Origin of the sequence: Spartinivicinus poritis (assembly GCF_028858535.1) — a bacterium.
GTDB lineage: Bacteria > Pseudomonadota > Gammaproteobacteria > Pseudomonadales > Zooshikellaceae > Spartinivicinus > Spartinivicinus poritis.
The window spans coordinates 15201-40889 of record NZ_JAPMOU010000001.1; the positions used below are offsets into that span (position 1 = coordinate 15201).

At 42.3% G+C, this 25689-nt stretch carries 26 protein-coding genes; 2 read left to right on the plus strand and 24 right to left on the minus strand.

Going from position 1 to position 25689, the window contains the following annotated elements; translation table 11 throughout:
- The 17 genes from ORQ98_RS00090 to pncC all read right to left on the minus strand — a co-directional run bounded on the left by ORQ98_RS00090 (position 1) and on the right by pncC (position 15934).
- Complete coding sequence (locus tag ORQ98_RS00090) at positions 1 to 624, minus strand: DUF3261 domain-containing protein (RefSeq protein WP_274686726.1); 624 nt, start codon at positions 622 to 624, stop codon at positions 1 to 3.
- Positions 621 to 1850: an NAD(P)/FAD-dependent oxidoreductase gene (locus tag ORQ98_RS00095; protein ID WP_274686727.1), complete on the minus strand. Its 1230-nt coding sequence runs from the start codon at positions 1848 to 1850 to the stop codon at positions 621 to 623. The genes ORQ98_RS00090 and ORQ98_RS00095 overlap by 4 nt, the downstream gene beginning before the upstream one ends.
- A 17-nt stretch (positions 1851 to 1867) precedes the next feature.
- A complete protein-coding gene (locus ORQ98_RS00100) occupies positions 1868 to 4261 on the minus strand; it encodes an MMPL family transporter (protein WP_274686728.1) in 2394 nt (797 codons plus the stop codon).
- Positions 4262 to 4265: 4 nt separating this feature from the next.
- Complete coding sequence (locus ORQ98_RS00105) at positions 4266 to 4943, minus strand: outer membrane lipoprotein carrier protein LolA (RefSeq protein ID WP_274686729.1); 678 nt, start codon at positions 4941 to 4943, stop codon at positions 4266 to 4268.
- Positions 4936 to 5355: an acyl-CoA thioesterase gene (locus ORQ98_RS00110; protein ID WP_274686730.1), complete on the minus strand. Its 420-nt coding sequence runs from the start codon at positions 5353 to 5355 to the stop codon at positions 4936 to 4938. The genes ORQ98_RS00105 and ORQ98_RS00110 overlap by 8 nt, the downstream gene beginning before the upstream one ends.
- A 264-nt stretch (positions 5356 to 5619) precedes the next feature.
- The gene (locus ORQ98_RS00115; RefSeq protein ID WP_274686731.1) at positions 5620 to 7182 is read right to left on the minus strand and encodes an HAL/PAL/TAL family ammonia-lyase; all 1563 of its coding nucleotides are present in this window, start codon (positions 7180 to 7182) and stop codon (positions 5620 to 5622) included.
- Between the two features lie 16 nt (positions 7183 to 7198).
- On the minus strand, positions 7199 to 8932 hold the full coding sequence (locus tag ORQ98_RS00120; protein ID WP_274686732.1) for a glycosyltransferase family 2 protein: 1734 nt from the start codon (positions 8930 to 8932) through the stop codon (positions 7199 to 7201).
- 2 nt (positions 8933 to 8934) lie between these two features.
- On the minus strand, positions 8935 to 9276 hold the full coding sequence (locus tag ORQ98_RS00125) for an ApeI family dehydratase (RefSeq protein WP_274686733.1): 342 nt from the start codon (positions 9274 to 9276) through the stop codon (positions 8935 to 8937).
- Positions 9277 to 9340: 64 nt separating this feature from the next.
- Positions 9341 to 10789 (minus strand): AMP-binding protein, encoded by a 1449-nt coding sequence (locus ORQ98_RS00130; protein ID WP_274686734.1) that lies wholly within the window; start codon positions 10787 to 10789, stop codon positions 9341 to 9343.
- Complete coding sequence (locus ORQ98_RS00135) at positions 10783 to 11355, minus strand: COG4648 family protein (RefSeq protein WP_274686735.1); 573 nt, start codon at positions 11353 to 11355, stop codon at positions 10783 to 10785. Before ORQ98_RS00135 ends, ORQ98_RS00130 begins: the two co-directional genes overlap by 7 nt.
- 104 nt (positions 11356 to 11459) lie before the next feature.
- The gene (locus ORQ98_RS00140; protein WP_274686736.1) at positions 11460 to 11705 is read right to left on the minus strand and encodes an acyl carrier protein; all 246 of its coding nucleotides are present in this window, start codon (positions 11703 to 11705) and stop codon (positions 11460 to 11462) included.
- A gap of 15 nt (positions 11706 to 11720) precedes the next feature.
- Positions 11721 to 11975 (minus strand): phosphopantetheine-binding protein, encoded by a 255-nt coding sequence (locus ORQ98_RS00145; protein ID WP_274686737.1) that lies wholly within the window; start codon positions 11973 to 11975, stop codon positions 11721 to 11723.
- An 11-nt stretch (positions 11976 to 11986) separates the two neighbouring features.
- The gene (locus ORQ98_RS00150) at positions 11987 to 12739 is read right to left on the minus strand and encodes a lysophospholipid acyltransferase family protein (protein ID WP_274686738.1); all 753 of its coding nucleotides are present in this window, start codon (positions 12737 to 12739) and stop codon (positions 11987 to 11989) included.
- On the minus strand, positions 12739 to 13473 hold the full coding sequence (locus ORQ98_RS00155; protein ID WP_274686739.1) for a beta-ketoacyl synthase chain length factor: 735 nt from the start codon (positions 13471 to 13473) through the stop codon (positions 12739 to 12741). Before ORQ98_RS00155 ends, ORQ98_RS00150 begins: the two co-directional genes overlap by 1 nt.
- Before the next feature lie 220 nt (positions 13474 to 13693).
- On the minus strand, positions 13694 to 14158 hold the full coding sequence (locus ORQ98_RS00160; RefSeq protein WP_274686740.1) for a regulatory protein RecX: 465 nt from the start codon (positions 14156 to 14158) through the stop codon (positions 13694 to 13696).
- Positions 14159 to 14235: 77 nt separating this feature from the next.
- Positions 14236 to 15258: a recombinase RecA gene (recA, locus tag ORQ98_RS00165; RefSeq protein ID WP_274686741.1), complete on the minus strand. Its 1023-nt coding sequence runs from the start codon at positions 15256 to 15258 to the stop codon at positions 14236 to 14238.
- Positions 15259 to 15445: 187 nt separating this feature from the next.
- Complete coding sequence (pncC, locus tag ORQ98_RS00170; RefSeq protein WP_274686742.1) at positions 15446 to 15934, minus strand: nicotinamide-nucleotide amidase; 489 nt, start codon at positions 15932 to 15934, stop codon at positions 15446 to 15448.
- A gap of 187 nt (positions 15935 to 16121) precedes the next feature.
- Between pncC and mutS the strand changes: the two genes are divergently transcribed.
- Positions 16122 to 18740 carry a DNA mismatch repair protein MutS gene (gene mutS, locus ORQ98_RS00175; protein WP_274686743.1) on the plus strand — a complete coding sequence of 873 codons (2619 nt, stop codon included), beginning with the start codon at positions 16122 to 16124 and terminating at the stop codon, positions 18738 to 18740.
- A 292-nt stretch (positions 18741 to 19032) separates the two neighbouring features.
- Positions 19033 to 19356 (plus strand): ferredoxin FdxA, encoded by a 324-nt coding sequence (gene fdxA / locus ORQ98_RS00180; RefSeq protein WP_274686744.1) that lies wholly within the window; start codon positions 19033 to 19035, stop codon positions 19354 to 19356.
- A 115-nt stretch (positions 19357 to 19471) separates the two neighbouring features.
- On the opposite strand, the gene rpoS is transcribed toward fdxA, so the two are convergent.
- The 7 genes from rpoS to ispF form a co-directional block, all read right to left on the minus strand.
- Positions 19472 to 20506, minus strand: a complete 1035-nt coding sequence (gene rpoS, locus ORQ98_RS00185) for an RNA polymerase sigma factor RpoS (protein WP_274686745.1) — start codon at positions 20504 to 20506, stop codon at positions 19472 to 19474.
- 99 nt (positions 20507 to 20605) lie between these two features.
- Positions 20606 to 21388 carry a peptidoglycan DD-metalloendopeptidase family protein gene (locus tag ORQ98_RS00190; RefSeq protein ID WP_274686746.1) on the minus strand — a complete coding sequence of 261 codons (783 nt, stop codon included), beginning with the start codon at positions 21386 to 21388 and terminating at the stop codon, positions 20606 to 20608.
- Positions 21389 to 21589: 201 nt separating this feature from the next.
- Entirely contained in the window at positions 21590 to 22528 is a 939-nt protein-coding gene (locus tag ORQ98_RS00195; protein ID WP_274686747.1) for a polyprenyl-phosphate transporter, read from the minus strand.
- Between the two features lie 212 nt (positions 22529 to 22740).
- A complete protein-coding gene (locus ORQ98_RS00200; protein ID WP_274686748.1) occupies positions 22741 to 23403 on the minus strand; it encodes a protein-L-isoaspartate(D-aspartate) O-methyltransferase in 663 nt (220 codons plus the stop codon).
- Positions 23400 to 24149, minus strand: coding sequence for a 5'/3'-nucleotidase SurE (gene surE, locus ORQ98_RS00205; RefSeq protein ID WP_274686749.1), 750 nt, complete (start codon positions 24147 to 24149; stop codon positions 23400 to 23402). Before surE ends, ORQ98_RS00200 begins: the two co-directional genes overlap by 4 nt.
- 20 nt (positions 24150 to 24169) lie before the next feature.
- Positions 24170 to 25192 (minus strand): tRNA pseudouridine(13) synthase TruD, encoded by a 1023-nt coding sequence (gene truD / locus ORQ98_RS00210; protein ID WP_274686750.1) that lies wholly within the window; start codon positions 25190 to 25192, stop codon positions 24170 to 24172.
- Positions 25189 to 25665 carry a 2-C-methyl-D-erythritol 2,4-cyclodiphosphate synthase gene (gene ispF / locus ORQ98_RS00215; protein WP_274686751.1) on the minus strand — a complete coding sequence of 159 codons (477 nt, stop codon included), beginning with the start codon at positions 25663 to 25665 and terminating at the stop codon, positions 25189 to 25191. Before ispF ends, truD begins: the two co-directional genes overlap by 4 nt.
- Positions 25666 to 25689: the final 24 nt, after the last annotated feature.

A 25689-nucleotide genomic window follows, 5' to 3' on the forward strand; every position in this document is an offset into this window, starting at 1 on the left:
TCATAATAACTGCTTTTCAATAGTCTTAATCTGTAGGCTATAACCATAAATCAGGTGCTTAAGTTGTACTGTAGCGCGCCAGGGGTCTGCATGGTCATACTTAATTTCAATAATAGGTTTGGATTTATTATAAATAATTCTTGTGTGGATATCGCCTTGAATAGTTTCAGTTATTCGATAAGCAGTATCGTTAAAAGCTGACTCGATAGCCTTAACATTGGCAAATGCTAATAAAAAGTCGCTTAATAAATAGGAGGCTTTTAGCTGCTTAGGTAATAATGGGCTTAATTCTGCACTTAGCTTTTCTTGTTGGTATTCTAAGGTTATCAGCCGATGGCCTATATTGGTTAAACCTACCATAACCAATTTAGCGCCATCAGACTCCAACTGAAATAACAACTGGTTTTCCTTGCCTTGAAAATTACCAACCAATTCCTGAGTAGCAGAAAAACCTTTCCCTAGTGCTTGCACCTTGGGTAACGGTATTGCAGATGAATGAACAGACTCGCCATTCACTGTCTGATCAATGGTGCGAAAGCCACAACCAGCCAACAAACAGCTACACCCGATAATAACCAGGAATGTTTTTAACCACACTTGTTTTTTCAAAATCGCCTGGATCAACTACACAGCTCCTTTAATACATTAAGCCGTCGATTGCAATCTGCTACATAAGGGTTGGTTTCATCCCAGGCATAACCAGCTAAAATCGAACAAATCATGCGCTCCACCCCTTGCTCTTTTTGCTCAAAGAATAAAATATTCTGCAACGAACCATCGTACCAGGATTCAACAAAACAACGAAAAGTATCAATCCCCTGCATTAAGGGTTGATGATAGCTCGTTTGCCAATCAACCGCTTCACCCGCTACTTGTTTAACAATCAACCCTGCTGCTAAATGAGCCGACTTTAATGCAATGGTGACTCCAGACGAAAATACCGGATCTAAAAACTCTGCTGCATTACCCAATAAGACAAACCGATCTCCCCACAGTTTGGAGACATTTGCAGAATAACCAACAATTTTTTGAGCTGGATTTATAAACTCGGCATTGGCTGTCAGCTGGGCTAACTCTGTCGCTTCACTGATAAACTGTTGCAATTGACGGGTATTATCCTCATCGTCATTCACTAACCTTGGTGGTACTACCACACCAATAGATGAGGTACCGTCTGAAAAAGGAATTAACCAATACCACACATCCTGATGCTCAGGATGAATAGTGATGAGGATTTTATTACGATCAAAATTCTCATCGACAATATTATCCTTAATATGGGTAAACAGTGATTGCCTAACGGGGAAACAAGAAGGGGTTTCTAAATCAAGCAAACGCGGCAATACCCGACCAAACCCGCTGGCATCTGCTAAAAACTGGCTATAAAAGCGGTAAGCATTACCTTGCTCATCAACACAGCACACCTCTACTGCTTCTGCTAAAAAGTTAACTGCAGTTACCGTATAACCATATTTAATCTGCACTCCTTGTTGCTCAGCCGCATCGGCTAATACCTTATCAAAGGCTGCTCGTTTAACTTGGTAGGTGGTCCCCCATCCAGAAGAAAACTTTTCCCTAAAGTCAAAGTGAGTACACCGACTAGCACGACGAAATACAGCACCATTTTTATATTGAAAACCAGCCTCAACCACTGGTTGCAATAAATTGGCCGCTTCCAGATAAGTCATGGCTTGAGGTAACAGGCTTTCACCAATGCTAAACCGAGGAAAAAGCGCTTTCTCAACCACCAGTACTGATAACCCCTGCTGGTTTAATATTGAGCTCACGACCGCCCCTGAAGGCCCCGCCCCTATAACGATGACATCAAAAACATGTTGCTGATTTTTCATATAGCTTGTACCGCTAACTATTTAGAAACTTGTTTGGCTGCCAAAGGCGCCAAAATAAAAGCACAACCAATACCGACACTAATGGTCAAGCCAAAACTAAATACAACAGGAATATCACTTAACGCCAGCAAACCAAATGACAATAAAGTGGTACATGCCGATAAAGCAACAGCAGTAAAGGTGGCGCTTAGTGAGTGGCTATCAGATTCTTTTATAAATAAGGTGTAATCAATGCCAATACTCAACACCAAGATAAGAGCCAGACAATTAAATAAATTATAATAGCCCACCACTTGAGCAATACTGGTTATTGCCAATAAAGCTGCAATTAAAGGTGGCATTAAAATAAATAATGCATCTTTCCAGCCATAACGGAACCATAAAAATACTGCAATCAATAAATAAGCAATAGCCACGAGCTTGACTAGCTGCATACGATAACTGGCAAACGTGGTTGATACGGTTCTAGCTTGATCAATTAACGCTACCCCCGCCTGCTGCTCAGCAACCAGGTTAACTAATGTTTGATAATCTGTAATGTGATTAAAGCGAATAACCGATGCTACTTGTTTATTGCTTGATGGCTGGTCCTGACTTTCACCCAGCCAAAGGGCTTTAACCCACTGATTAGGAAATGCTGCAAACCAGTCATTAAAATTTAATGCATATCCTTTGGCTGCTAATAATTCCTGTTGATATTGTTCGACTACTGGCGTTTGATAGCCTAATTCCGTTAGCTTTCGCCAGATACTATTAGAAGCATTTTCCCCTACTTCAACCAAACGGGCTAATAACTGATAATGTTGCTGCTGGATAGCCATAGCTGGAATATAGTCAGATAACGCAATAAACTCGCCCACAACCGACTGATTGGCTTGACGTAGCTGCTTGACGAACTGTTGCTCTCTCAATAATAGCTGCTCTGTATTATTAGCAAAAATAATGACATAGGGACCAACATCAGCAAACCCAGTGATAGCTTGGATTTTTTGTTGCTCTTGAAGTAACTGTTCAGACAATGCCTGTAATTTTTTTACATCATCATCGGCGGTTAGCTGGGTTACACCGGCTAAAGCTATCAATAACAGCCCCAAAGTAATTGTTGCCTTTAATCCTGTATTTTGCTGCTGCCACTTAACTAAATAATTATTGAGCCATTGACCTAACACTCCCAAACCAGGTCGATAAAAGCCTTTTGCTGATAAAACAGGATAAGCCACTACCACGGTTATAAAAGCCACTGTTAATCCAACAATACTGAACACACCCATTTGTTGCAGACCAGGAAATGGCGCTGTCACCATTGGGATATAACCCACCACACTGGTAAACAACCCCAACCCTAAGCCTGGTAAAATAGCTCGAATACACTTAGCCGGATGCCAGTTGTCACTTGCTGTATACTGTTTGGCCAGGTAATGAAACGCATAGTCAATCGAAATACCAATTAAACTGGCTCCAAAAACCAAAGCAATAATATGCAGTTCACCAAAAATTAACAGGGTGACTGTAAAGGCAACTAAAACACCTGTAGCAATCGTAAATAAAGTGAGTAACAGCGGCTTTATGCTTCTGAATAACACCAGCACTAGCAAGATAATACCCAGCATGGAACCAATGCTGATCAGAGAAATATCTGCTTTGGCTGACTGTTCTCCGTAAGCTTTATGAAAGGCAACACCTGCTTTCAATAAGGTCAAATCAGGGGATTTGGCTTGTAACTGCTGCTCAACCTGTTGTATATCATTAACAAAACTCAACTGCTGTTTATATTCGTCGGTCAGCACCAGTGTCATTAATACATAGGTTTGGCTATCCGCTTGGGCAAGCAAATAACCCTCTTCCAGTTGCAGGTTACTATTAACCGCAGGTAGCTGAGTTAAAAAATCATAAAATAGAAACAGTGGGTCGTTTTGGATAAGCTTCGAATTTGCTGCTGATAACGGGCTATACAACTGTTGTTGAGCATTAGCCACTAGCTTATCTATATCGCGGCTTTCTAGCTGACTTACTGTCTTCTCAGCCAATAAGCCAAATCGATAGGGAAAGTAAAGCTTGGCGATTGACTGCAAGTTATCTTGATCAAGCTGGAAAAAACTATCTGTCACAGCCGCATGCTGTGTTAGTGTTTGATGCAACTGTCTCGCCTGACTCAACGCCGTTTGCTTATCTGAGTGGCCGACCAATAGGAGAACTTTATTAGCCACTGCTTTTACAGATCGGTCAATAAAAACCTGTGATGGTCTTTGTTGTTTAGAGGCCTCTGGTTGTTCAACTTGCGGTAACAGCTCAAGAATATCCATTTTTAGTGGTATACCCTGCTGAAGCTGAGTAAACAACAGAATAAGGCTACCCACAATTAACAGCAGCCAAGCAGTAAACAAGCCTTTAGGTTTGTTAATAGCAGCCATTCTGTTATTTCGTGTTGTCGTCAGCAGGGGCACCGCTGCTTAAAGGGGCAATACTTGAGAGGCCAATTTGACTAAAGTCGCCAGACTGCTCTCGAATTTGAATCATATTCACTCTGTCACTGCCAACCACTTTAATCCAGCTAATTAACTTAGCTAGCTGACTGCTCTGCTTTGGCTTTAAACCCAGCTGCCAATTATTTGGGGTATGCTGCCAATATAAGTCAAACTCTTGCTGTAATTGTTTGATATCTGCATTTAGTAATGCTTGAAAGCTTTTTGCGTAGCGGGAAAAGCCTGCTGATTGGCTCTCTGGCTTGATTTGCCATTGCCCTTGATTGAAGTCACTGCCACTGCTCTTCCATTCGTATAGCCCGATTGAATTCACTTTAATTCGATTTTTAGTAGGCTGTTGAGTATTCCAAATCAGTCCTTGTTGCTCACTCAAGTTAAACTTTCCGGACGACTTCAATGGTCGGCTTAATACTTTAATATGCTTTTCCTGGTTAAATTCTCCTTTAATATTATTTTTTAATACCAGTTTTTTATTTAAAAATTCAATAGCTGGTACTGGCTGTTGTAATTTTTCAGCCATAGAAAAGTCAGGTATTTCTGTTGCGCCATTAGCAACCCCAACCAGTAATAGGGTTGTTAACAACAAAGTCTTTAGCAATAATTTAATCATCCTCAACCTCTACGCCTAATTTTTCAAACAATACTGCTGGAGAACGAAAACAGGTTTCGTGATTACTCAATTTAACCGCCATTTGTACTGTATGGCCTTTAGTCAGGGTTTCACCCGTTTGCTTATCTTTAATCCAATAAGTAATTTTTAATCGGTTTTCATATTCAACCAACGTGGCTGTTATCTGGATTGTGGCCTGAAATTTTGCTGGACGAATGTATTTAATTCGAAAATCAACAATCGGCCACATATAACCTGACTCTTCCATTTGCCGATAGTTATAAGCAAAAGAGTCCAATAATTGACAGCGGGCAATTTCAAAATATTTAGCGTAGTGACCATGCCAGGCAATTTGCATCATATCCACATCATGAAACGGCACAGTTATTTCGACTGTCTGACTAAACTCCATTGTTATTGCATCCACCTTTGATCAAGACTTTTCACTTACTTCCCCTTTTAACTCCCTCTCCCTCCGGGAGAGGGTTGGGGTGAGGGTGTAATTACTTAAAAATTACCTCTACAGGAATAAGCCAGCACTTTTATTTCAATTAAAGTTGCTGTCACTAGTCTTGCATTAGCAGACTAGCCCCCTCATCCTAACCTTCTCCCCCATAAGGGAGAAGGGACTTGGTTCTGAGTCCTTCCGCGACAATTTTCGTTTAGAGGGACCATATCAACTATATAATTCCCACCTTTGTTGCTTAATATATTCAACTGTCTGCCGCAATACCTGCTCTAAAGGCCGATCTTCTTCCACCAGTTCAAAATAACTGAATATATCCTTATACATCGCCTGCAGTGGTTCACTTAATGACGACAGTTGCAATTCACCTTTCCGCTCTCGCAATGCTAATGCTTGGTGAATAGCTAAAACAGCGGCCGCGACGACTTGTTCTGTCAGCTCTAATACGCGTAAACAATCCCGCGCAGCGATGGTTCCCATACTGACTTTATCTTGGTTATGGCACTCCGTAGAACGGGAAAACACACTGGCTGGCATGGTGAGTTTTAACGCTTCAGCTGTCCAGGCGGAAACACCAATTTGCACAGCTTTAAAACCGTGATTCACCATCAACCGTTCTTGGGTAGCACCAGTTAAATTCGCTGGCAAACCGTTATTAAATTTGGTGTCCATAATCAGTGCCAACTGCCGATCAACTAAATCCGCTAAATTGGCCACCGTGTTTTTCATAGAGTCCATCGCAAAGGCGATGTGGCCACCATAAAAATGCCCACCATGAAGTACATGCTCACCCTCTGCATCAATAATTGGATTATCGTTAGCACTGTTAATTTCATTTTCAATAAAGGTTCTAAACGTGGGCAGTGCATCTTGTAACACTCCAATCACATGAGGCGCACACCGAATCGAATAACGATCTTGTAACCGGTCTGACTGTTTAGGCGATTCAATGTGCTGTAAATCAGTGCGTATCCATTTAGCTACTTCCATTTGCCCTGGATGAGGCTTCACTGCAAACAGTTTTTCATCAAAATGGTAAGCATTCCCCTGTAAGGCAATGCTGGCTAATGCCGTTAAACGGGATGTTAACTTCCCTAAGTAAGCTGACCGCTGGTAAGCGTTACAAGCCAATGCTGTCATCACTGCGGTGCCATTCATTATGGCCAGCCCTTCTTTTGGACGTAATTTTATTGGCTGAATATTTTCTTCCGCAAAAACCTGTTTGGCTGACAACTGTTGTCCTTGATAAATCACATCCCTTTCCCCCATTAATACCGCAGCAACATAAGAAAGTGGGGTTAAATCGCCACTGGCCCCAACGGAACCTTCCTGAGGAATAACAGGTGCTATTTTTTGGTTAATCAACGTGGTTAATAACTGCAGCAAATCCAAACTGACCCCAGAAACCCCTTTGGTTAATGAGGTTAAACGTACTGCTAATACGGCAATGGCTTGATCAACAGTTAAGTATTCACCTAAACCACAACCATGAAATCGGGTTAAGTGCACGGGTAATTGTTCGACAAGCTCAAGCGGCACGGATACAGTACAGGAGTCACCATATCCTGTGGTTACTCCATAAATAACACCTTCTTCATGGAGCAGTTTATCGAGAAACTCACACCCCTGTTTGATTTTATCAATAAAAGATTGATCAGAAGACAGTACAACCTGCTGATAGCCGGCAGCAATACTATTGATATCTTCAATGGAGACCCAGCTTTGGTCTGAAATGGCAACGGCTTTTTCAGCATTTACAGCAGATTGAACCATGGATAATACACCCCAATTACTTTACAACTTTTTTCACAGCATAGGTTTGCGACTTTACAACTTTGTCTTGCTGCCAAAAATTAAAAAAATTAAACCACTGAAGTGGTTGTTTTAAACAAAATCTTTCTAAATAACTGACATAAATTTGTGCAGTTTTGATAATTTCTTGTTCTCTGACTTTTTTACCAAAGGGTATTTTCTCAGTGATTTTTTCAAAATGTACTCGATAGCGACTCTGTGCTTGATAACACAGCAACAAATATACTGGGCATTTAAGTAAACCAGCCAAAACAAATGGGCCTTTGGGAAACGGTGCCTGATATCCTAAAAAGTCCAGGTAACAACAATTAGCAGGATCATTTACTGAAGTACGATCCCCAACAATAACAATAAACTCGCCTTGCTCAATTTTTTCACTGAGCATAATCGCCGTATCGGGGCCTATGTCCGTTACTTCTATTAAGCTCAATTGTGCTTCTGGATTAATTTCTCTGATAATTTTATTAAATGCGACTGCATGCTTGGTATGCACCAATACATTGACTTTTTGCCCATATTTGGCATAAGCAAGTGCTCGACAGATTTCACTATTACCAAAGTGCGCAGTAATAAATACTGCACCTTGTTTATTCTCTAACAAGTTATCAAATAGCTCACCATTAATAATATCGACATCTTTTACTGTGATTTTATTCGCCCATACCGCACACTTATCCAGCGCCGCTTGACCAAACTGCATAAAATGTTTAAAACTGTCTTGGCTGCTGACTAACGCATCTGGGGGAATTTGCTCAGATAAGTGCTGAACTGTTTTATTATGTTGTACTTGCTGTTCCGCTACACGAGATAAATAAGTCTTTGATGCCTGTTGCGCTGCCTTATTGGTCAAATAAAAATAACCGATGATTGGGTAAAGCAACGGGCGAACTAATTTGTCGCCGCCCAATCGAAACATCCACAATAAAAACGTTAATCCCCAAATACTGCCTCGCTCTCTGATCGATGCCCAATGGGTAGTTTGCTGGTTAAATAACTTGCGCTTAATTAAATTTGGCAACCTTAACAACATGCCACACATCAACCGGGTATGCATTTTGCTGATCAGCCAGTTGTCATGCCACAAATTAAAATGGGATATGCCATTCTCAGGGTAAATCACCCGGGTTGGATAAACTTCCACTGGAATCTCATGCCAGATCATTTTAACCAGCACTTCGATATCGAAATCCATCCGCTCACCCACCACCTGATCCAGCACAGTGACTGTACTAGCCAGCGGATAGACGCGAAAACCAATCATGGAATCAGTCAGTGATAAGGTTTCTAGCCACACCCAAAAATGAGTAAATAAACGCCCATACTGTCGTGACTTAGGGATTGAGTCGTCATACAAGGGCTGCCCTGTCACCAATGCTTCAGGGTGCTGTCTGGCTTTTGCCAAAAGCTGAGGAATATCTTGCAAATCATGCTGACCATCAGCATCTACCTGCAATGCATGGGAATATCCATGCAACCAGGCCGTAGCCAGCCCTTGTTTAACAGCAGCGCCTTTTCCCTGGTTTTTCGCCAGCGTCACAAGTGTTAAACCAGAGCTATCCTGCTGGAGCTGGTTTAATACTTGTTTGGTAGATTCATTACTCCCATCATCCACCACAATACAAGGCAGGTTAAGCGCATTTATGCCATCAATAACCCCAGCAATGGTTTCGCTGTGATTATAAATAGGGATCACCACACACGGGTTAAACACGCTCAAGGATTCCCCCACACGATCCGGCCGGAAGAAAATACATGTTCTTTATTGGTAAAACTGAATTTTGTTTTACCACTGGCCAAGCATTCCAAGCTCAACGACAAAGTGGTAGGCGGTATGACTAGCTGCTGAAATTTTATGACTTCCAACTGCTTAACCGATGGCTGGCCTAACCCCAGCTGCTGGGCAAAATGAATAGCCCAATCGACCTGCACCACACCAGGCAACACTGGTTGATTAGGAAAATGTCCTGCAAAATGTGGCAACGATTCGGTAATCGTCAATACAACTGTCGCCTGTTGATCCGTTTGCTGATCAATTGAGTAGTCTGGTAATTCCATCGTTCACATACCCTTCACAAATTGCTGTGAGCATATACCGCTTTAGCTTTACATTTTAAAAAGATCATTTTTTCTCAAATAACGCAGCTAAGGCACTCACAGACACTTTACCTTGGCTATTTTCGGGTAGTTGATTCACATAACGCCATTTTTTGGGTAGCAATGTGCGTTCAAAGTGGTTGCTTAATCGTTGAGTAAAGTGCAAATTCAGCGACCTTTTACCCAACTTGTGTAGCATTTCTTGCCCTGCTGTCGTTAATACAATCGCCACTCCCACTTTAGCTCTCGCTCCTGTCAGTAAGCCAACCGCTGCCACTTGGCTAACTTCTTTACACTGTTGCAACACTGCTTCTAGTTGGGTCAGCGAAAGTCGCTTTTCTTCAATTTTTACAATTCGGTCAGCTCGCTCTTTTAAATAAAACTGCCCATCTTTTTGTAACTCAATAATATCACCCATCACAAAGTGGGAATGATCTGAACTAATAAAAGGAGAACTGACTTGTAAACAACCTGTTTCAACATCCTTGCTCACGGTACACCGAGGTAAAGGAGTCCAAGCAGAGTTTTCCTGATATTGCTGACGCCAGGCTACTCCTCCAGTCTCAGTGCTCCCAAGCACCTCAACAGGCAGCTGTTGTAGTTTATCAGCCACTTGCCTGGCAATGTGGTACTCCAGTTTTCCGCCTGAAGATACCATCATAGCCAACGATTCTACTGGGCCATCAATTGCATCTGGCAATCGTTTTAACAAGGCAGGGCTAGCTATCCAAACCACTTTGGCAAACTGGCAGGAAATTGCTAACAGCTCTTCTGGATAGCTAACTAACGGGCTAAAAATAGGGCTGCCAGTGGTGAGAGGCCATAAGATTTTAAATAAAAAACCATATATATGCTGATGGCTGACTGTTGATATAAAAACCGCTTGCGCTGTGTTTTCTCGCCATAAACCATTAAGTACAGCAACTTCATCAATCAGCTGGCCAAATTGCTTGGCTATCAGTTTGGGCTCACCAGTCGTACCTGAGGTATAAAAAAACAACGGTTGCTGACGGCTCACCGAAAACAGTAATTCCTCATTCAGGTCAGATACATTTTGAGAGTGGGTCAACTCATCGAAAGTTATAGAAATATAGTGTTTATTGCTACCGGCTAATGAAACATCAGTTAATAATGTATAATTTTGCGCAATTAAGTCGTTAAAAGTAGCTGGCTGTTTATTGGGAATAATCACTATCGATAAACGGGTTTTAAGTGCTGCTAATAATGCAATAATAAAATGAATAGCATCTTCACAATAAATAGCCCAGCCCTCAGAACCAGCGCTATCAGCTAGCTTCTCAGCATAATCTGCAACCGCATTTAATAAGGTAGCCGTTGTCACCATTTGGCCATCAGCCAAGTAGCCCACGGGTTGTTGGTACAACTCAACTTTGTTTACTTTTTCTATTTGATTAAAACAAGCTGGCTGCCATGCGCTATCAGGAATCAGGCCTACTGTACTACGACTTAGCATTGTTGATTCCTTTTCTTTACCTGCTGTCGGATACACCATTCACCCGCAAATAGCAGCCCCATTAATAAATAAGCAATAAAGCCGTTATACCAAACCCAGGTTGTAAAAGAACAATAAATGGCGGTAATAGCAGCAATAACCCCATTCATCGCAAAAAAGAATACCCACACTATTGTTACTTTTTTGGTATAGGTAATTGCTTCGTCAGGTAAATTGGGCTCCTGCAATCTGGCTAAACGCTCAATCATGGAGGGCGGTGACTTCAGCGTAATGCCAAAAGTAACCAACATAATAATATTCATTACCACTGGGTATAGCTTTAACGGCATCTCATGATTAAATACCATTGTTCCCAGTGCTAATAAAAATATTGCTACCCCTCCCCATAATGCCGGCTTGAGCAACTGAAGATTATTACGAACAACACGGCTGAGTGTCAGCCGTGCCACGACCAGGATAAAAAGTAGCAACCCTATCCAACGAGGCTCTAAATACTTTAACCCCATCAGTACAATAACTGGATAAAGTACCCCTAATACAGCAATAAGCCCATTCAACCAGCGCATCAGCAGTCCTTGTTGATCTTTGGTTTGAATGATGCAGCGTTCATACCTGGTGATAAATTCATAGATTGGCTGTTATGTAATACACGCTATTTAATTAGTTGTTGTTATTTAACTAACTGCTCTACGGCACTGACTACATCATCAACAGTTCTTACTGCTTTAAACTCTTCAGGTTTAATTTTTTTATTGGTCAGCTCTTGCAGCATAATGACTAAGTCAACCGCGTCGATACTATCGAGATCTAGCTCTTCATAGAGGTTTGCTTCAGGAACAATATCCGCTTCATCAATTTCAAACTTTTCAACCAATATTTCAGTAAGTGCAGCTAAAATATCCTGACGAGATTGCATGGTTTACTTCCTCTCTTACTTATTTGCTTCAATAAAGGCAGCAAGGCTATTAATGGATGCAAAATGCTGCTTATTATCTTCAGCATTGGCTTCGATTTTAATGTTGTAGCGCTTTTTCAACGCCAAACCGAGTTCCAGTGCATCTATTGAATCCAGCCCTAATCCCTCTACAAATAATGGTTCGTCATCGACAATATCTGCAGGCTCCACATCTTCTAAATCCAACACGTCAACTATTAACGCTTTCAACTCTTCCTTTAAGCTAGACATAACTACTACCCTTATGTGTACTGGCTTTCTAAATACCGGGTTAATTGCCTAGTGGCCCGTGGCAGTTCATCTGCATCGGCAAGGAACGGTTTAATTTCCACTAAGTGTTTAACCTCAACTAAAAACGTCACTTTTCGATCAGCAACCTGATACCATTTTTCCTGCTTGGTTAAGGTGGTTGGCTGACAGTTAATTTCAACCAAGCGAATATCCGCTTGTGCTCTTAATGCAATATTAGCTGCCCCCCGCTGAAATCGGATAGTCTGACCAGGTGTGGTTCGAGTACCTTCCGGAAACAAAATTAAGCAGCCACCTTGGTTTAATGAAGCTCGACACTGGCTAATCAAAATTTCTGGATCTTGATTACTAATATAGCCAGCCGCCTTCACAACCCCTTTTAACAACGGGTTACGCCACAGTGCTTGTTTTACGACACAGTCCACTTGCGGCAAAGCAGCGATTAGTAGCACAACATCCAACAACGAAGGATGGTTTGCGATAATAACACGCCCCCTGTCAGTCCTCAGGGTTTCTAGCCCTTTAATCTCGTAACTCATGACGCCTAAATGGTCCAAAAGCTTGAGATAAAAGCGAAAGCTTAAACTGATTAACTGCTGAGAGCGATAGCGCCGCTGCCACCGGTCACGCCAAATCAAATTAATCAGCGGAAAAATCAATAACGCTAGTAAAAAACCACCGAGACCAAACAATAAAAAACTAAAGCCAGTGGCCAGCACTCGCCAAATTAAATAGAGCTTTTTCATCACAACTGCTCGTACTGCCACACCATTCGATCAGTAGATACTTGTATGCGCTGCTGACCTAATAACAAGAATCGCATAAACGATAACGCAGGTGACATTTGCTGGACTTGGTCAGCAGCTGCCTTTTTATAGCTCAGTCGAACAGGTTTATCGCCTTGCAGGGATAGCATGATTCCCACACTAAAACAGGGAGTAGGTTCATCCTGAAAAGCCTGATAAAAATCAGGTAATGGCATATGAGTGAATATCAACAAGACTCTATCTACCCCAACAATAGATAGTTGTGATACAGCCTCAATTAAACCACTTGGAAAAGTGTCTTTGCCTGCCGCTATAGCGGTTGTGGCAGCGTTATCCTTGAATAACACACCATACCAGCCTGCGGTGCTGTTATGAACTGATAAGCCAAACTCGGTAGGTGATAACGGCTCATCTAGCGCCAGTTGTTGCAGCATATGTTGCATCCGCTGGGCTTCACCGTGACGGCTGGCGAATATTGTACGGACTGAATCAGTTTCAGTTTTTTCCAGACACTGTTGCGCAACAGTTAAGGCCATTTTAGCCTGCAAGCTCAATCTGCGTCGTTGCCTCGCGGGTAGCCAGGCTAATGCCGGCTGTTCTTCAGTTGCAGGCATATCGGCTTTACTCTCAGCCCACTCCTGCCAAGCTGCTTGACTATTCAGGCCTGGAGCCCAAGCACACCAATTTTCAATTGAAAAAGTTAACTGCTGCATAATAATTGAGACTAGCGTTATCTCCCAATTTAAGTGAGCTTAAGTGGACAGTACAGCCACCTATAACGATCCCCGCTTATGCTTTATAGGTGTTACAGGGTGACCATACACTGCATGATAGTCAATTTTAAAGCAGACCAACAAAAAGCGGGCACTATATCATATCCCCTGTTTTTTTGTGAGTCTCGCCAAAAAATTGCTACTTAAGGCCGAATAGAGATTAGGATTCAGGATGGGCTGCAAGCGCTTGCTGGATTACTTCAAAATCAAAACCACGCTGAATTAAATAGCGCTGTTTTTTCGCCATTAATGGAAGGTCATTTGCCGCTGGTTCTGGATTAAATTTTTTTGCCAGCGCTATACTAGCTAATTGAAGCCAGTCAATATCCTGATTAGCTTGTAACACCTGCTCAACCAGTGATTGATCAATACCTTTTTGCTGCATTTCTAGCTGAATGCGCTTAGGTCCTAATTTTTTTTCGATACAGCGTCGAAAAATCATTTCCGCAGCTCGCTGGTCAGACAAATAGTCTGCCTCCCTTAGCTCTTCCAGTACAAGCTCTACTTGTTCACCAGCAAAAGTGCGTGACTTCAATTTTTGTTTTAATTCTTGAGCAGAATGCTCACGACGAGCAAGCAGCCGTAAAGCTGCTTGTCGTATTTTTTGAGGTGAGACGTTATTCATCTATAAAATTATCAAAACACTAACCCAATACTGTTAATAGCAATACCTATTAACGACAAGACTTATTGCCCTAGCAATTATACTTCTTCAGCAACAGCTTCGTTTGGCAGCATTTCAATACCAAAGTGCTGGCGAATTTTCTGCTCAATTTCCGTCGCTATCTCTGGGTTATCTTCTAAAAACTGAGCAGAATTTGCCTTACCCTGACCAATTTTATCGCCATTATAGGAGTACCAGGCACCCGCTTTATCTACAACGCCTTGTTTAACCCCTAAGTCAATCACTTCGCCCATATGGTAAATACCTTTACCATAAAGAATCTGGAATTCAGCCTGTTTGAACGGCGGTGACACTTTATTTTTGACAACTTTTACCCGAGTCTCGTTACCAACGACTTCATCACCCTGCTTAACGGAGCCAGTACGACGAATATCCAACCGGACCGATGCATAGAATTTCAATGCATTACCACCCGTTGTTGTTTCAGGACTACCAAACATAACACCAATTTTCATCCGGATTTGGTTAATAAAAACAACCAGACAGTTCGCTTGTTTGATATTACCAGTGATCTTACGTAATGCTTGAGACATTAAACGAGCTTGCAAACCAACATGGGCATCACCCATATCGCCTTCAATTTCTGCTTTAGGTGTTAATGCCGCTACCGAGTCAACAATGATCACATCCACCGCACCTGAGCGCACCAGCATGTCAGTGATTTCCAATGCCTGCTCACCTGTATCAGGTTGAGAGACATACAAATCATCAACGTTTACTCCCAGTTTTTCTGCGTAATCAGGGTCTAATGCATGCTCGGCATCAACAAACGCACAGGTGGCACCTTTGCGTTGTGCTTCTGCAATCACTTGCAGGGTTAGCGTCGTTTTACCTGAAGACTCAGGGCCAAAAATTTCGACAATACGACCTTTTGGCAGACCCCCAATGCCCAAAGCAATATCCAATGACAATGAACCAGTAGATATGGCAGGAATCGCTTCACGCTCATGATCACCCATGCGCATGATGGCACCTTTACCAAATTGTCGTTCAATTTGACTTAGCGCTGCATTAAGCGCTTTCTTTTTGTTATCATCCATTAACTCACCTCATAAGTTATAGATTCAATTTAACAGCAGATTTGATTTAACAACCTGGCGATTCAATTCAGCAATTTGGATAAGCATCCACTCAAATACTGTATATTTAAACAGTATTATTTCATACAACTTTATACTCAGCCAGTAAAATTTGCAAAAAAGTTAATCAATATTTTTAGGGACGGTATTAATTATTAAAGTGTTCCAAAATACCTTTTAAAGCTTCAACCACTGCCTGCTTTCTGACTTGCTCTCGATCACCCGAAAAATGAAAGCAACAACTGATTGCAGGTTGCTCATGAAGTTGCCAGGCAATCCATACAGTGCCAACCGGTTTTTCGGCACTCCCACCATCAGGGCCTGCAATTCCACTGATAGCAATTGCAAGATCCGCTTCACTATGAGCAAGCGCCCCATCAGTCATTTCCATGACCACAGTTTTACTGACAGCACCAAATTGAACCAGCGATTGCGGAGACACCTCCAACATTGACCGTTTGGCCTCATTTGAATAGGTAACAAAGGCTCCTTCGAACCAGCTTGAGCTACCAGCAATGGCAGTAACAGCTTGAGCCACCCAGCCACCGGTACAAGACTCTGCAGTAATTAACTTCAGTTGCTGGCTTATTAAAAATGCCCCGACTTGCTCAGCAAGTGTTTTTATTGCATCACTCATCACATTTCACTTTTGTATTAAAAGGTTAGCTGTAGACTATTCAACCAGTGAAGCGTATATATACAACAATTGTTTTCACAAACCTATCTTATCAATAATTAAGTTACGTCTAAGTCTTAATCTAGCGCCATTAATTGCGTAGAATTACCGCCCTATTTCTTGTCACCAACTGAGCAATTAGTATCCAATGGCAAAAGTAACAACCCAAGCTTCAAAACATACACCGATGATGCAGCAATATTTGCGGATCAAACAGCAACATCGTAATGAGTTAGTGTTTTATCGAATGGGTGATTTTTACGAGCTTTTTTATGATGATGCCAAAAAGGCCTCTCAACTATTGGATATTACTCTCACGGCGCGCGGTAATTCTGGTGGCGAACCAATCCCAATGGCTGGTATCCCTTTCCACTCTGCTGATAATTATTTAGCCAAGTTGGTCAAGCTGGGTGAGTCAGTCGCCATCTGCGAACAAATCGGTGATCCAGCTACCAGCAAAGGTCCAGTAGAGCGAAAAGTCGTCAGGATTATCACCCCTGGTACTGTCAGTGATGAAAGCCTGCTGGAAGAGCGCAAAGATAACCTGCTAACTGCATTCCACCAGCACAATGACAATTATGGTATTGCAACCTTAGACATCAGTAGTGGTCGATTTCAGGTAGCCGAAGTATCAGGTGAAGAAGCGTTTTTAGCAGAGCTAGAGCGACTGAACCCTGCTGAAATCCTAGTCAGTGAAGAAAGTCCTTTACTGGAAAAGCTCAAACACCGTTCTGGTGTTCGCCGCCGACCGGCTTGGGATTTTGATTTTGAAACAGCCATAAAAATGCTAACCCAGCAGTTTCAAACCAATGACCTGGCAGGCTATGGTTGCGACCAATTAACCATTGCTATTGATGCCGCAGGCTGCTTACTGCAATACGCCAAAGAAACCCAGCGGACTGCCTTACCGCATATCCGTGGGCTCAGTATTGAGCGCCACGAAGACAGCGTTATTTTAGACGCTGCTAGCCGTCGAAATTTAGAGCTAGTTACCAATTTATCAGGGGGTAAAGAAAATACACTGGCAGCGGTATTTGATAAAACCGCCACCGCAATGGGTAGCCGACTGCTGTGCCGTTGGATTAACCGCCCACTAAGAAATCAGGTGGAATTAAAGCAACGTCAGAAAGCCGTTAGTGCTTTATTGGCTGACTACAGCTATGAGCCTCTCCATCAAGCACTCAAGCAAATTGGCGACATTGAGCGGGTATTAGCTCGGATAGCACTGCGCTCAGCTAAGCCTCGTGATCTCGCAAAGCTAAGGGATGCGCTGCTGCAGCTACCTGAGCTGCAAACCCAACTGGCCAATATCCAATCACCACTCATTCAACAGCTTGGCCAGATTATCAGTGAATACCCTGCGCTTACAGAGTTACTGCAAAGAGCTCTTGTTGATAACCCACCGGTGGTGATTCGAGATGGTGGTGTCATTGCTGAAGGCTACGATGCTGAGTTGGATGACTTACGCAATATCAGCGAAAATGCCAGCGAATTCTTACTCAAACTCGAAGCACAAGAACGGGAAACCACTGGGCTTTCAACACTAAAAGTAGGGTATAACCGAGTTCATGGCTATTTCATTGAAATCAGCCGCCAACAAGCAGAGCAAGCGCCAACACACTACATTCGTCGTCAAACCCTAAAAAATGCTGAGCGCTTTATCACCCCCGAATTAAAAGAGTTTGAAGATAAGGCACTGAGCAGTAAAAGTCGCGCCTTGGCAAGAGAAAAAGCCCTCTATGAAGGCTTGTTAGAGATGCTACTAGAGCATTTAGCTCCTTTACAGGATACCGCCGCAGCCATTGCTAAGTTAGATGTTTTACAAAACCTGGCAGAACGAGCTGACAGCTTAAATTTATCCAAACCTACTCTATCAGCCAAACCCGGCATTAACATCATTGAAGGCCGCCATCCCGTGGTCGAGCAGGTATTAACTGAGCCTTTTGTTGCCAACGATTTACAGTTAAACAGCCAGCGTCGCATGCTAATTATCACTGGCCCCAATATGGGGGGTAAATCCACCTATATGCGGCAAGCAGCGTTGATTACCTTATTAGCCCATATTGGTAGTTTTGTACCTGCAACAAAAGCTACCATTGGTATTGTTGATCGGATATTCACCCGGATTGGCTCGTCAGATGATTTAGCTGGAGGTCGCTCTACTTTTATGGTGGAAATGACTGAAACGGCCAATATTCTGCATAACGCCACCGAGCACAGCTTGGTATTAATGGATGAAGTCGGCCGGGGCACCAGCACCTTTGATGGCCTTTCTTTAGCCTGGGCCTGTGCTGAATACCTAGCTACTCAAGTGAACGCCTTTACTCTATTTGCCACCCATTATTTTGAGTTAACCGCTTTACCTGAGCATGTCACAAACGTTGCCAATGTTCACTTAAATGCAACAGAACACGAAGATCGTATAGTCTTCCTTCACGCAGTTCATGATGGACCAGCCAGCCAGAGTTATGGCTTACAGGTTGCCCAGCTAGCAGGTGTTCCCCATCCAGTTATTACTCAAGCCAAACAAAAGCTGGCTCAACTGGAATCTACTAGTGCTCAAACTACGTTTGAAGCAGCTGTAGAGAGCACTCCGCCCCCACAGCAAAAACCTGCGAAGACAACTAAGCCAGCTGCTCCCTTGCAATCGGATTTATTCGCAATGGCAACCCATCCAGTTGTAGAACAATTACAACAAGCTAATATTGACGATCTCACTCCCCGGCAAGCACTTGAATTGCTATATCAACTCAGGCAGCAAATATAAAACGTAAGCGCGCAGTGTTTATAAAAAAGGCACTGCGTTTGTTTTCTCTAATCACCAATCGATCTAACCATAGGGAAAATTTTTCTAGACTGCCAACGCTTATAAGCTGGAATTATCTATTAAGCTGTTTTAATAACTGATAGACTAACCCACCTTTGAAACCCAAGTATTTTTATTATGACAGATAGCCAAAATAGAGTTATCTGCAGGACAGCTAAACAAGAGCAACTATGCTTGTTTACAGTTTCCACAATAATTTGATGAGCCTGATTTAAAAATGGAGTAACCCACCATGACATTCGTTGTTGGTGAAAACTGCATAAAGTGCAAATACACAGACTGTGTAGAAGTATGCCCTGTTGACTGCTTTTATGAAGGTCCCAACTTTTTGGTCATTCACCCTGATGAGTGCATTGACTGCGCCTTGTGTGAGCCGGAATGTCCAGCCAATGCAATTTTTTCCGAAGATGAAGTACCTGAAGACCAGCAAGAATTTATTGAGTTAAACGCACAGCTTGCAGAAGTATGGGATAATATTACCGAGAAAAAAGATGCGCCTGGTGACGCTGATGAGTGGAATGGCGTAGAAGGAAAACTGCAACATCTAGAGAAATAAACAGCTCACCTTCTACCGCTTCAGACTGAACAATAAACTATGTTTAGCCTATCTCTGAGGGCCAACAGCCTAGCTGATGCTGTTACTTCAGGCTCTCAGAATAAGCTTTTAACGGTTAACTAAATAGCGATTCACTGGAAAGACCTTGTTTTTCCAGAATTACCCGTAACCGTTTTAACGCTTCTACTTGTATTTGCCTGACTCGCTCCCGAGTTAGACCAATTTCTCGGCCCACTTCTTCCAACGTACTAGTTTCATAACCCCTTAAGCCAAAACGTCGAGCAACAACTTCACGTTGTTTTTCAGAAAGCTCAGATAGCCACTTATCAATACTACTGTTGAGGTCTGACTCTTGTAAAAGCTCAGCTGGATCAGAATCATGTTCATCAGAGATAGTATCTAAAATTGATTTATCTGAGTCTGGCCCCAACGGCGTATCGACCGATGTAACCCGCTCATTGAGTCCTAGCATCCGTTTTACATCATCCACTGGTTTATCCAGCAAATCAGCTATTTCTTCCGGTGAAGGCTCATGATCCAGTTTTTGAGTTAGCTCTCGAGCGGCGCGTAAATAAACATTCAATTCTTTCACCACATGAATCGGCAGTCGAATGGTTCGCGTTTGATTCATGATGGCGCGTTCAATTGTTTGCCTAATCCACCAGGTGGCGTAGGTTGAAAAACGAAACCCTCGCTCTGGGTCAAATTTTTCAACAGCCCTAATTAGACCTAAATTGCCTTCCTCAATTAAATCCAGTAATGACAACCCTCTGTTGACATAGCGGCGAGAGATTTTCACCACGAGTCGTAGGTTGCTTTCAATCATTCGCCTTCTACCTCCATCATCTCCCTTTAAGGCCAAGCGTGCAAAATGCACTTCCTCTTCTGGGGTAAGGAGTGGTGAATAACCAATTTCATTGAGGTAAAGCTGAGTGGCATCAAGGCTTTTATAAAAACTCTCTTCATCTTCTTTATTTTTATTTGAAGAACTATTTGAAGAGCGGCTTCGTGAGGATTTCTCAGAAAACCCTGAGTCGTTTTCTATACTCTCGTCATCTCCACGATCGTCATTATTATTATTGAAATGAGAATCTTCAATGTCCTCATGGAGATAGTTTTCAAAGTCAACTTGTTCCCTTTTCAGTGCCATAGTCAGTGATCCTGCGTTGTAGTTGAATTAATTATTGTTTTTTTAGCCATGACAGCTACTAAAGACCCACTGTTCATGATTTAACGCCAGGTTTTATTATTATCTGGGCAGAAACTTCAAGGGATTAACAGGTGTGCCATTTTGCCTAATTTCGAAATGTAATTTCGCCATTGTGGTACCTGTTGCTCCTATTTCGGCAATCTTTTGCCCAGCCTGAACCTTATCACCTTCCTTGACAAGCAGTTTTCTATTGTGGGCGTAAGCACTGAGAAATTGATAGTTATGCTTGATAATCACCAGCTTCCCATAACCCAATAGACCACTACCTGCATACACTACTTTTCCATCCGCGGCTGCATTAACAGGCTGACCTAATTTCCCACCAATATCAATACCCTTATTAACCTTACCTTTTGTAGTAAAATTTTCAATTACTCTACCTTTTACTGGCCAGATCCAAGTTATTTTGCCTGATTTTGATGTCCGCTTTTTTACACTTTTTTCTGTCGGCTTTTTGACTTTTGTTACACTACCTGAGGTTTTTGGTTGCTTTTTTGTTATTTTCTGCGATCTTTTTTTTGGATGCTTTTTGGTCGGACTAGTGTTTGATAACTTAATTCTTTGTTGCGGGTGAATTAAGTAGGGAGACCGAATATTGTTAACACTTGCTAACTTTCTATAATCCCACCCATAACGCCAAGCAATGGAGTAAAGGGTTTCTCCAGGTTTGACAATATGCTCTCCTTGAGTCACTTTAGGACGTTGCGTACGGTCTGTAACAGGTGCATATGTCTTTGTTGTGACACAGCCAGGAACAAAAACGAAACTAATAACCAGACAGGCTAGGCAAATAAAATGTGCAATATTTTGACTTTTAGACACAAACAAAATCACAATTTTTTCAAACTTTTTCCAATCAATTAAACCGCTTTGTTATGTCTTTCTAGAATAAAACTATACTGATGTACTAAAAAAAAATCTAAAAACTATCAAGTTTTATTTTTAATCAAACGGTTAATTAAACTGCTTTAAATTGCGTTATTTTTGCCACTCTCTTCATTTCTAGAGACAGCAACAATAGCTTTAAGAACGTGTTTTTAAGAGTTTTTGCCCTTTATCAATAGCAATAACCAGTACAATCGCCATCAGCATTATAGTAATTGCCACTAATAACTGATCTGATTGGCCAGTCGATGCCTGAAATTGCCAGGGAAGAACATTATGCTGAATAAGTGGTACTTGTTCTCCATGACTATTCAATCGAAATGAAATCGTTTGCTTCCACGGCCACACTTTACTGAGAGAACCCACCATTAAACCCGTTAAAAAAGCCAGCGTTATTTCTCTTTTATGCTTTAATAACCAATGCAAAAGATTTGAAAAAAGCATTAAGCCTGCCAAGCAGCCTGCTGCCAAAACAGCTAACACCACAAGATCAAAGTCTTTAATGGCTAGCATCACATGACCATATAAACCAAATAACAATAAAATAAAACTACCCGAAATACCCGGTAATATCATGGCACATATAGCAACCATGCCTCCCAAAAAAAACATGGGATAACTGGCAGTAATTTCCGCAGGTGTAGCCGTCGAGACAGCAATCGCTAAAACTCCACCTACTACACCACTAATAATGCAACCGATTCCCCAACGACTAACTTCCTTGCCAACATAAAAGGAGGAAATAACGATCAAACCAAAGAAAAATGACCATAACAAAATAGGGTAGGTTGCTAATAAATAACTAATAACTCTAGCTAAGGTTAAGATGCTGAAGACAATACCGAATAGCAGAGTAAAGAGAAAGTTGCCGTCTATATATTCCCAAGCAGCCTTAAAGCCCTTGGTAAACAAGAAGCGAATGGCACGATAATTAATGTGGCTAACAGACTGAAGTAAACGGTCATAAATACCTACAATAAATGCAATGGTTCCGCCCGAAACACCAGGCACCACATCAGCTGCTCCCATCGCAGCCCCTTTAGCAAATAGCGCAGCAAACTCCAGTTTTTGATTCATGCAATAAACCTTGTTTTGACAAATTCAAAGTGGAAAGACCACCTATCTGTTATCTCTTCAATTTGAATAAATATTTCTACTGGAGCTGCTTTGTTAGCTTAACTCTATTAAGGCAGCTCATCTCAATCTTTCAATTTAGCTGGTTGTCACATAGACCCAATCTGTAGTGTTAATTCAGTTTACCGTTCACTCTAACCAACCCAACAACTCAGCTAGTCCAAGCCCGCTAATAAAGGCACAAAACGCACCTTTTCAATTTCTCGTATTTGTTCACCAGCTGCTGTTTTGGTAACGAGATACAATATTTGTTCCTCATCATTACCGACTGGAACAATCATTCGCCCCCCCACAGCTAACTGATCAATCAATAATTGGGGTAATTGAGCTGGCGCAGCAGTCACCATAATGCCATCAAATGGTGCTTGTTGCTCCCATCCCATATGACCATCAGCCACTTTTAAGCAAATATTGTGAAGCCCTAATAAATTCAGTCGTTTAGCCGCTTTTTTTTGCAATGCTCTAATCCGCTCAACACTAAAAACCTCATCAGCCAGTTGAGCTAGCACGGCAGTTTGATAGCCTGAACCTGTACCCACCTCTAACACTCGCTGCAACGGTCCACCAGCAATCAATAGCTCGGTCATCCGCGCCACAATATAAGGCTGCGATAAAGTTTGACTAAAACCAATCGGAAGGGCGGTATCCTCATAGGCTCGATGGGAAAGGGCCTCATCTACAAAAATATGGCGGGGGGTTTGCTGAATAGTATCCAACACCTTGCTAGAGGTTATTCCCTCTTTTTGTAAGCGGCTAACCAAGCGTTCACGGGTCCGCTTTGAGGTCATGCCTATTCCATTAAGCATCAACTCATTCATAACAGAGCCTCCAACCAGGGTTCAACATGGGCAAATGCCTGATAATGGGTTTTATCGACTTGTAGCGGTGTAATAGATACATAACCTTGCTCAATGGCAAAAAAGTCAGTCCCCTCTCCAGCATCTTCCCCCGCACCAACAGTCGCAATAAAATAGCCTTCTTTACCTCTTGGGTCAGTTAGCTTTGCAGGTTTAGCAGGTCTGGTTCGATGCCCCAATCGAGTTAATAGAGCACCTTTAAGGCTAGCCAATGGTAAGTCAGGAATATTGACATTAAGAACACTGCGTTTAGGTAATTGTAATTCGCCTATGCCTTCTACCAGCTGCCGAATAACATGAGCAGCTGTCAGCAAGTGAGCTGAGGAGCGAGAACAAAGGGAAACAGCAAGTGCCGGATGACTCAGAAACCGCCCTTCAAAAGCAGCTGCCACCGTACCTGAATAAAGCACATCATCGCCTAAGTTGGCTCCTAAATTGATGCCAGAAATGACCATTTCTGGCACAGGGTCAAGCATTCCATTCACTGCCAAGTGGACACAGTCGGTAGGAGTACCATTAATACTAATAAAACCATTAGCGTGTGTTTCTGGACGTAATAACTGGTCTAACGTCAAAGAGCTACTGGCACCGCTACGATCCCGATCAGGTGCTACAACCTGGCAGTCAAAGTGACTACTGAGAGCATCATAGGATGCAGCCAGCCCTGGAGCAAACACGCCATCATCATTTGAAAGTAATAATTTCATTTTTTACCAATATTACCTGTTTACCAGTCAACCAGCTCACGAACGACAGCTGTAGCATAAGCCCCTTTCGGTAAATAAAACGAAACTTCAATACTATCTTGTTCTTGCTGCCAAGCAAGCTGTTGAGGATAAACCACCAATGACCGTCTGGCCATGGCTACACCTCCAGATACTATTCCTTCAGTTAACAGTTGTTCTTCCGCAGCCAGCTTTGTTTCAATTTCTGCCGTTTGCATCTCGCTTAACAAGCGGCCTTTTCCCCACAAAGGGCCAGTGGTAATGAGTTCAGCTTGCTGCCATTTTTTCTTTGCAGCGTCATCAATTTTATCTGGCAAAATAAGCGTATTACTATCGTTAAACTGCAGCACATCACCGGCTATTAATTCAGCCCATAAATTATTTTCGACACGAAAGTTCAATACCTTATTAAAAACATAAGCCCTGGCTGCAGACCAATAAATATCTTGTTGATTTCTTTTCGGTCGCCATTCGCCAGCAAACCATTGATTAGCTCTGGTTAAATTATTATTGTCATGACCAAACCGCTGAGTACCAAAGTAATTAGGTACCCCTTGTGTTTGAATACGGCTCATCCGTTCAACCAGTTGATTTTCATCAACCTGACATTCTCTTAAACGAATCACAAAGCGGTTACCAGCATGACAGCCCCTGGCTAGCTTTCGTTGATGACGAACAACTTGCTTTATATTAATCCCATCAAGATTCAACTGTTGCCAGTCTGGTCCTTGCTTACCAGGTAAATGCAAGCTATACCATTGGCGGGTCACTGCTTGACGATCTTTAAGGCCACAATAACTCACTTGTCGCTGAGATATCCCCGCATAAGCTGCCAGCTGTTTGGCTACCCAAGCCGTATTTTGCCCAGTTTTTTCCACCCAAAGCAGCTCATGCTCCCCTTCTTCCGTTGGGGTAATGCCTAACACTTCTTCAACCACAAAGTCTTCACAATAAGCTTTAAAAACGGCTTTAGTTAGGGCATCGCCATGGGCTTTTGCTAATTCAGTAAAATCTAACCAACTCACTGGCTTGCCTCCAGTAACACCACTGCATGGGCAGCAATTCCTTCTTTACGACCGGTATAGCCTAATTTTTCAGTAGTAGTTGCCTTAATATTGAGCTGAGTGTCACTAACAGACAACAACTGCTGTAAGCAGCCTTTCATTTGAGAAATAAAAGGTGACATTTTGGGTGCCTGAGCAATAATTGTCATATCAGCATTCACGAGTTGCCAACCTTGCTGGCTCACTAGCTGATAAACATGGCTTAGCAACTGTCGGCTATCAGCATTTTCAAATTGTGGGTCGGTATCAGGAAAGTGCTGCCCGATATCCCCTAAAGCAACTGCACCTAATAAAGCATCACACAGCGCATGAATTAATACATCACCATCCGAATGTGCCACCAGCCCCTGGCTATAAGGAATTTTTACTCCTCCAATGGTAATAGCATCACCGGGACCAAATTTATGTACATCAAAGCCATGACCAATTCTCATGCTGCTCTCTCTATTGACTGCTCT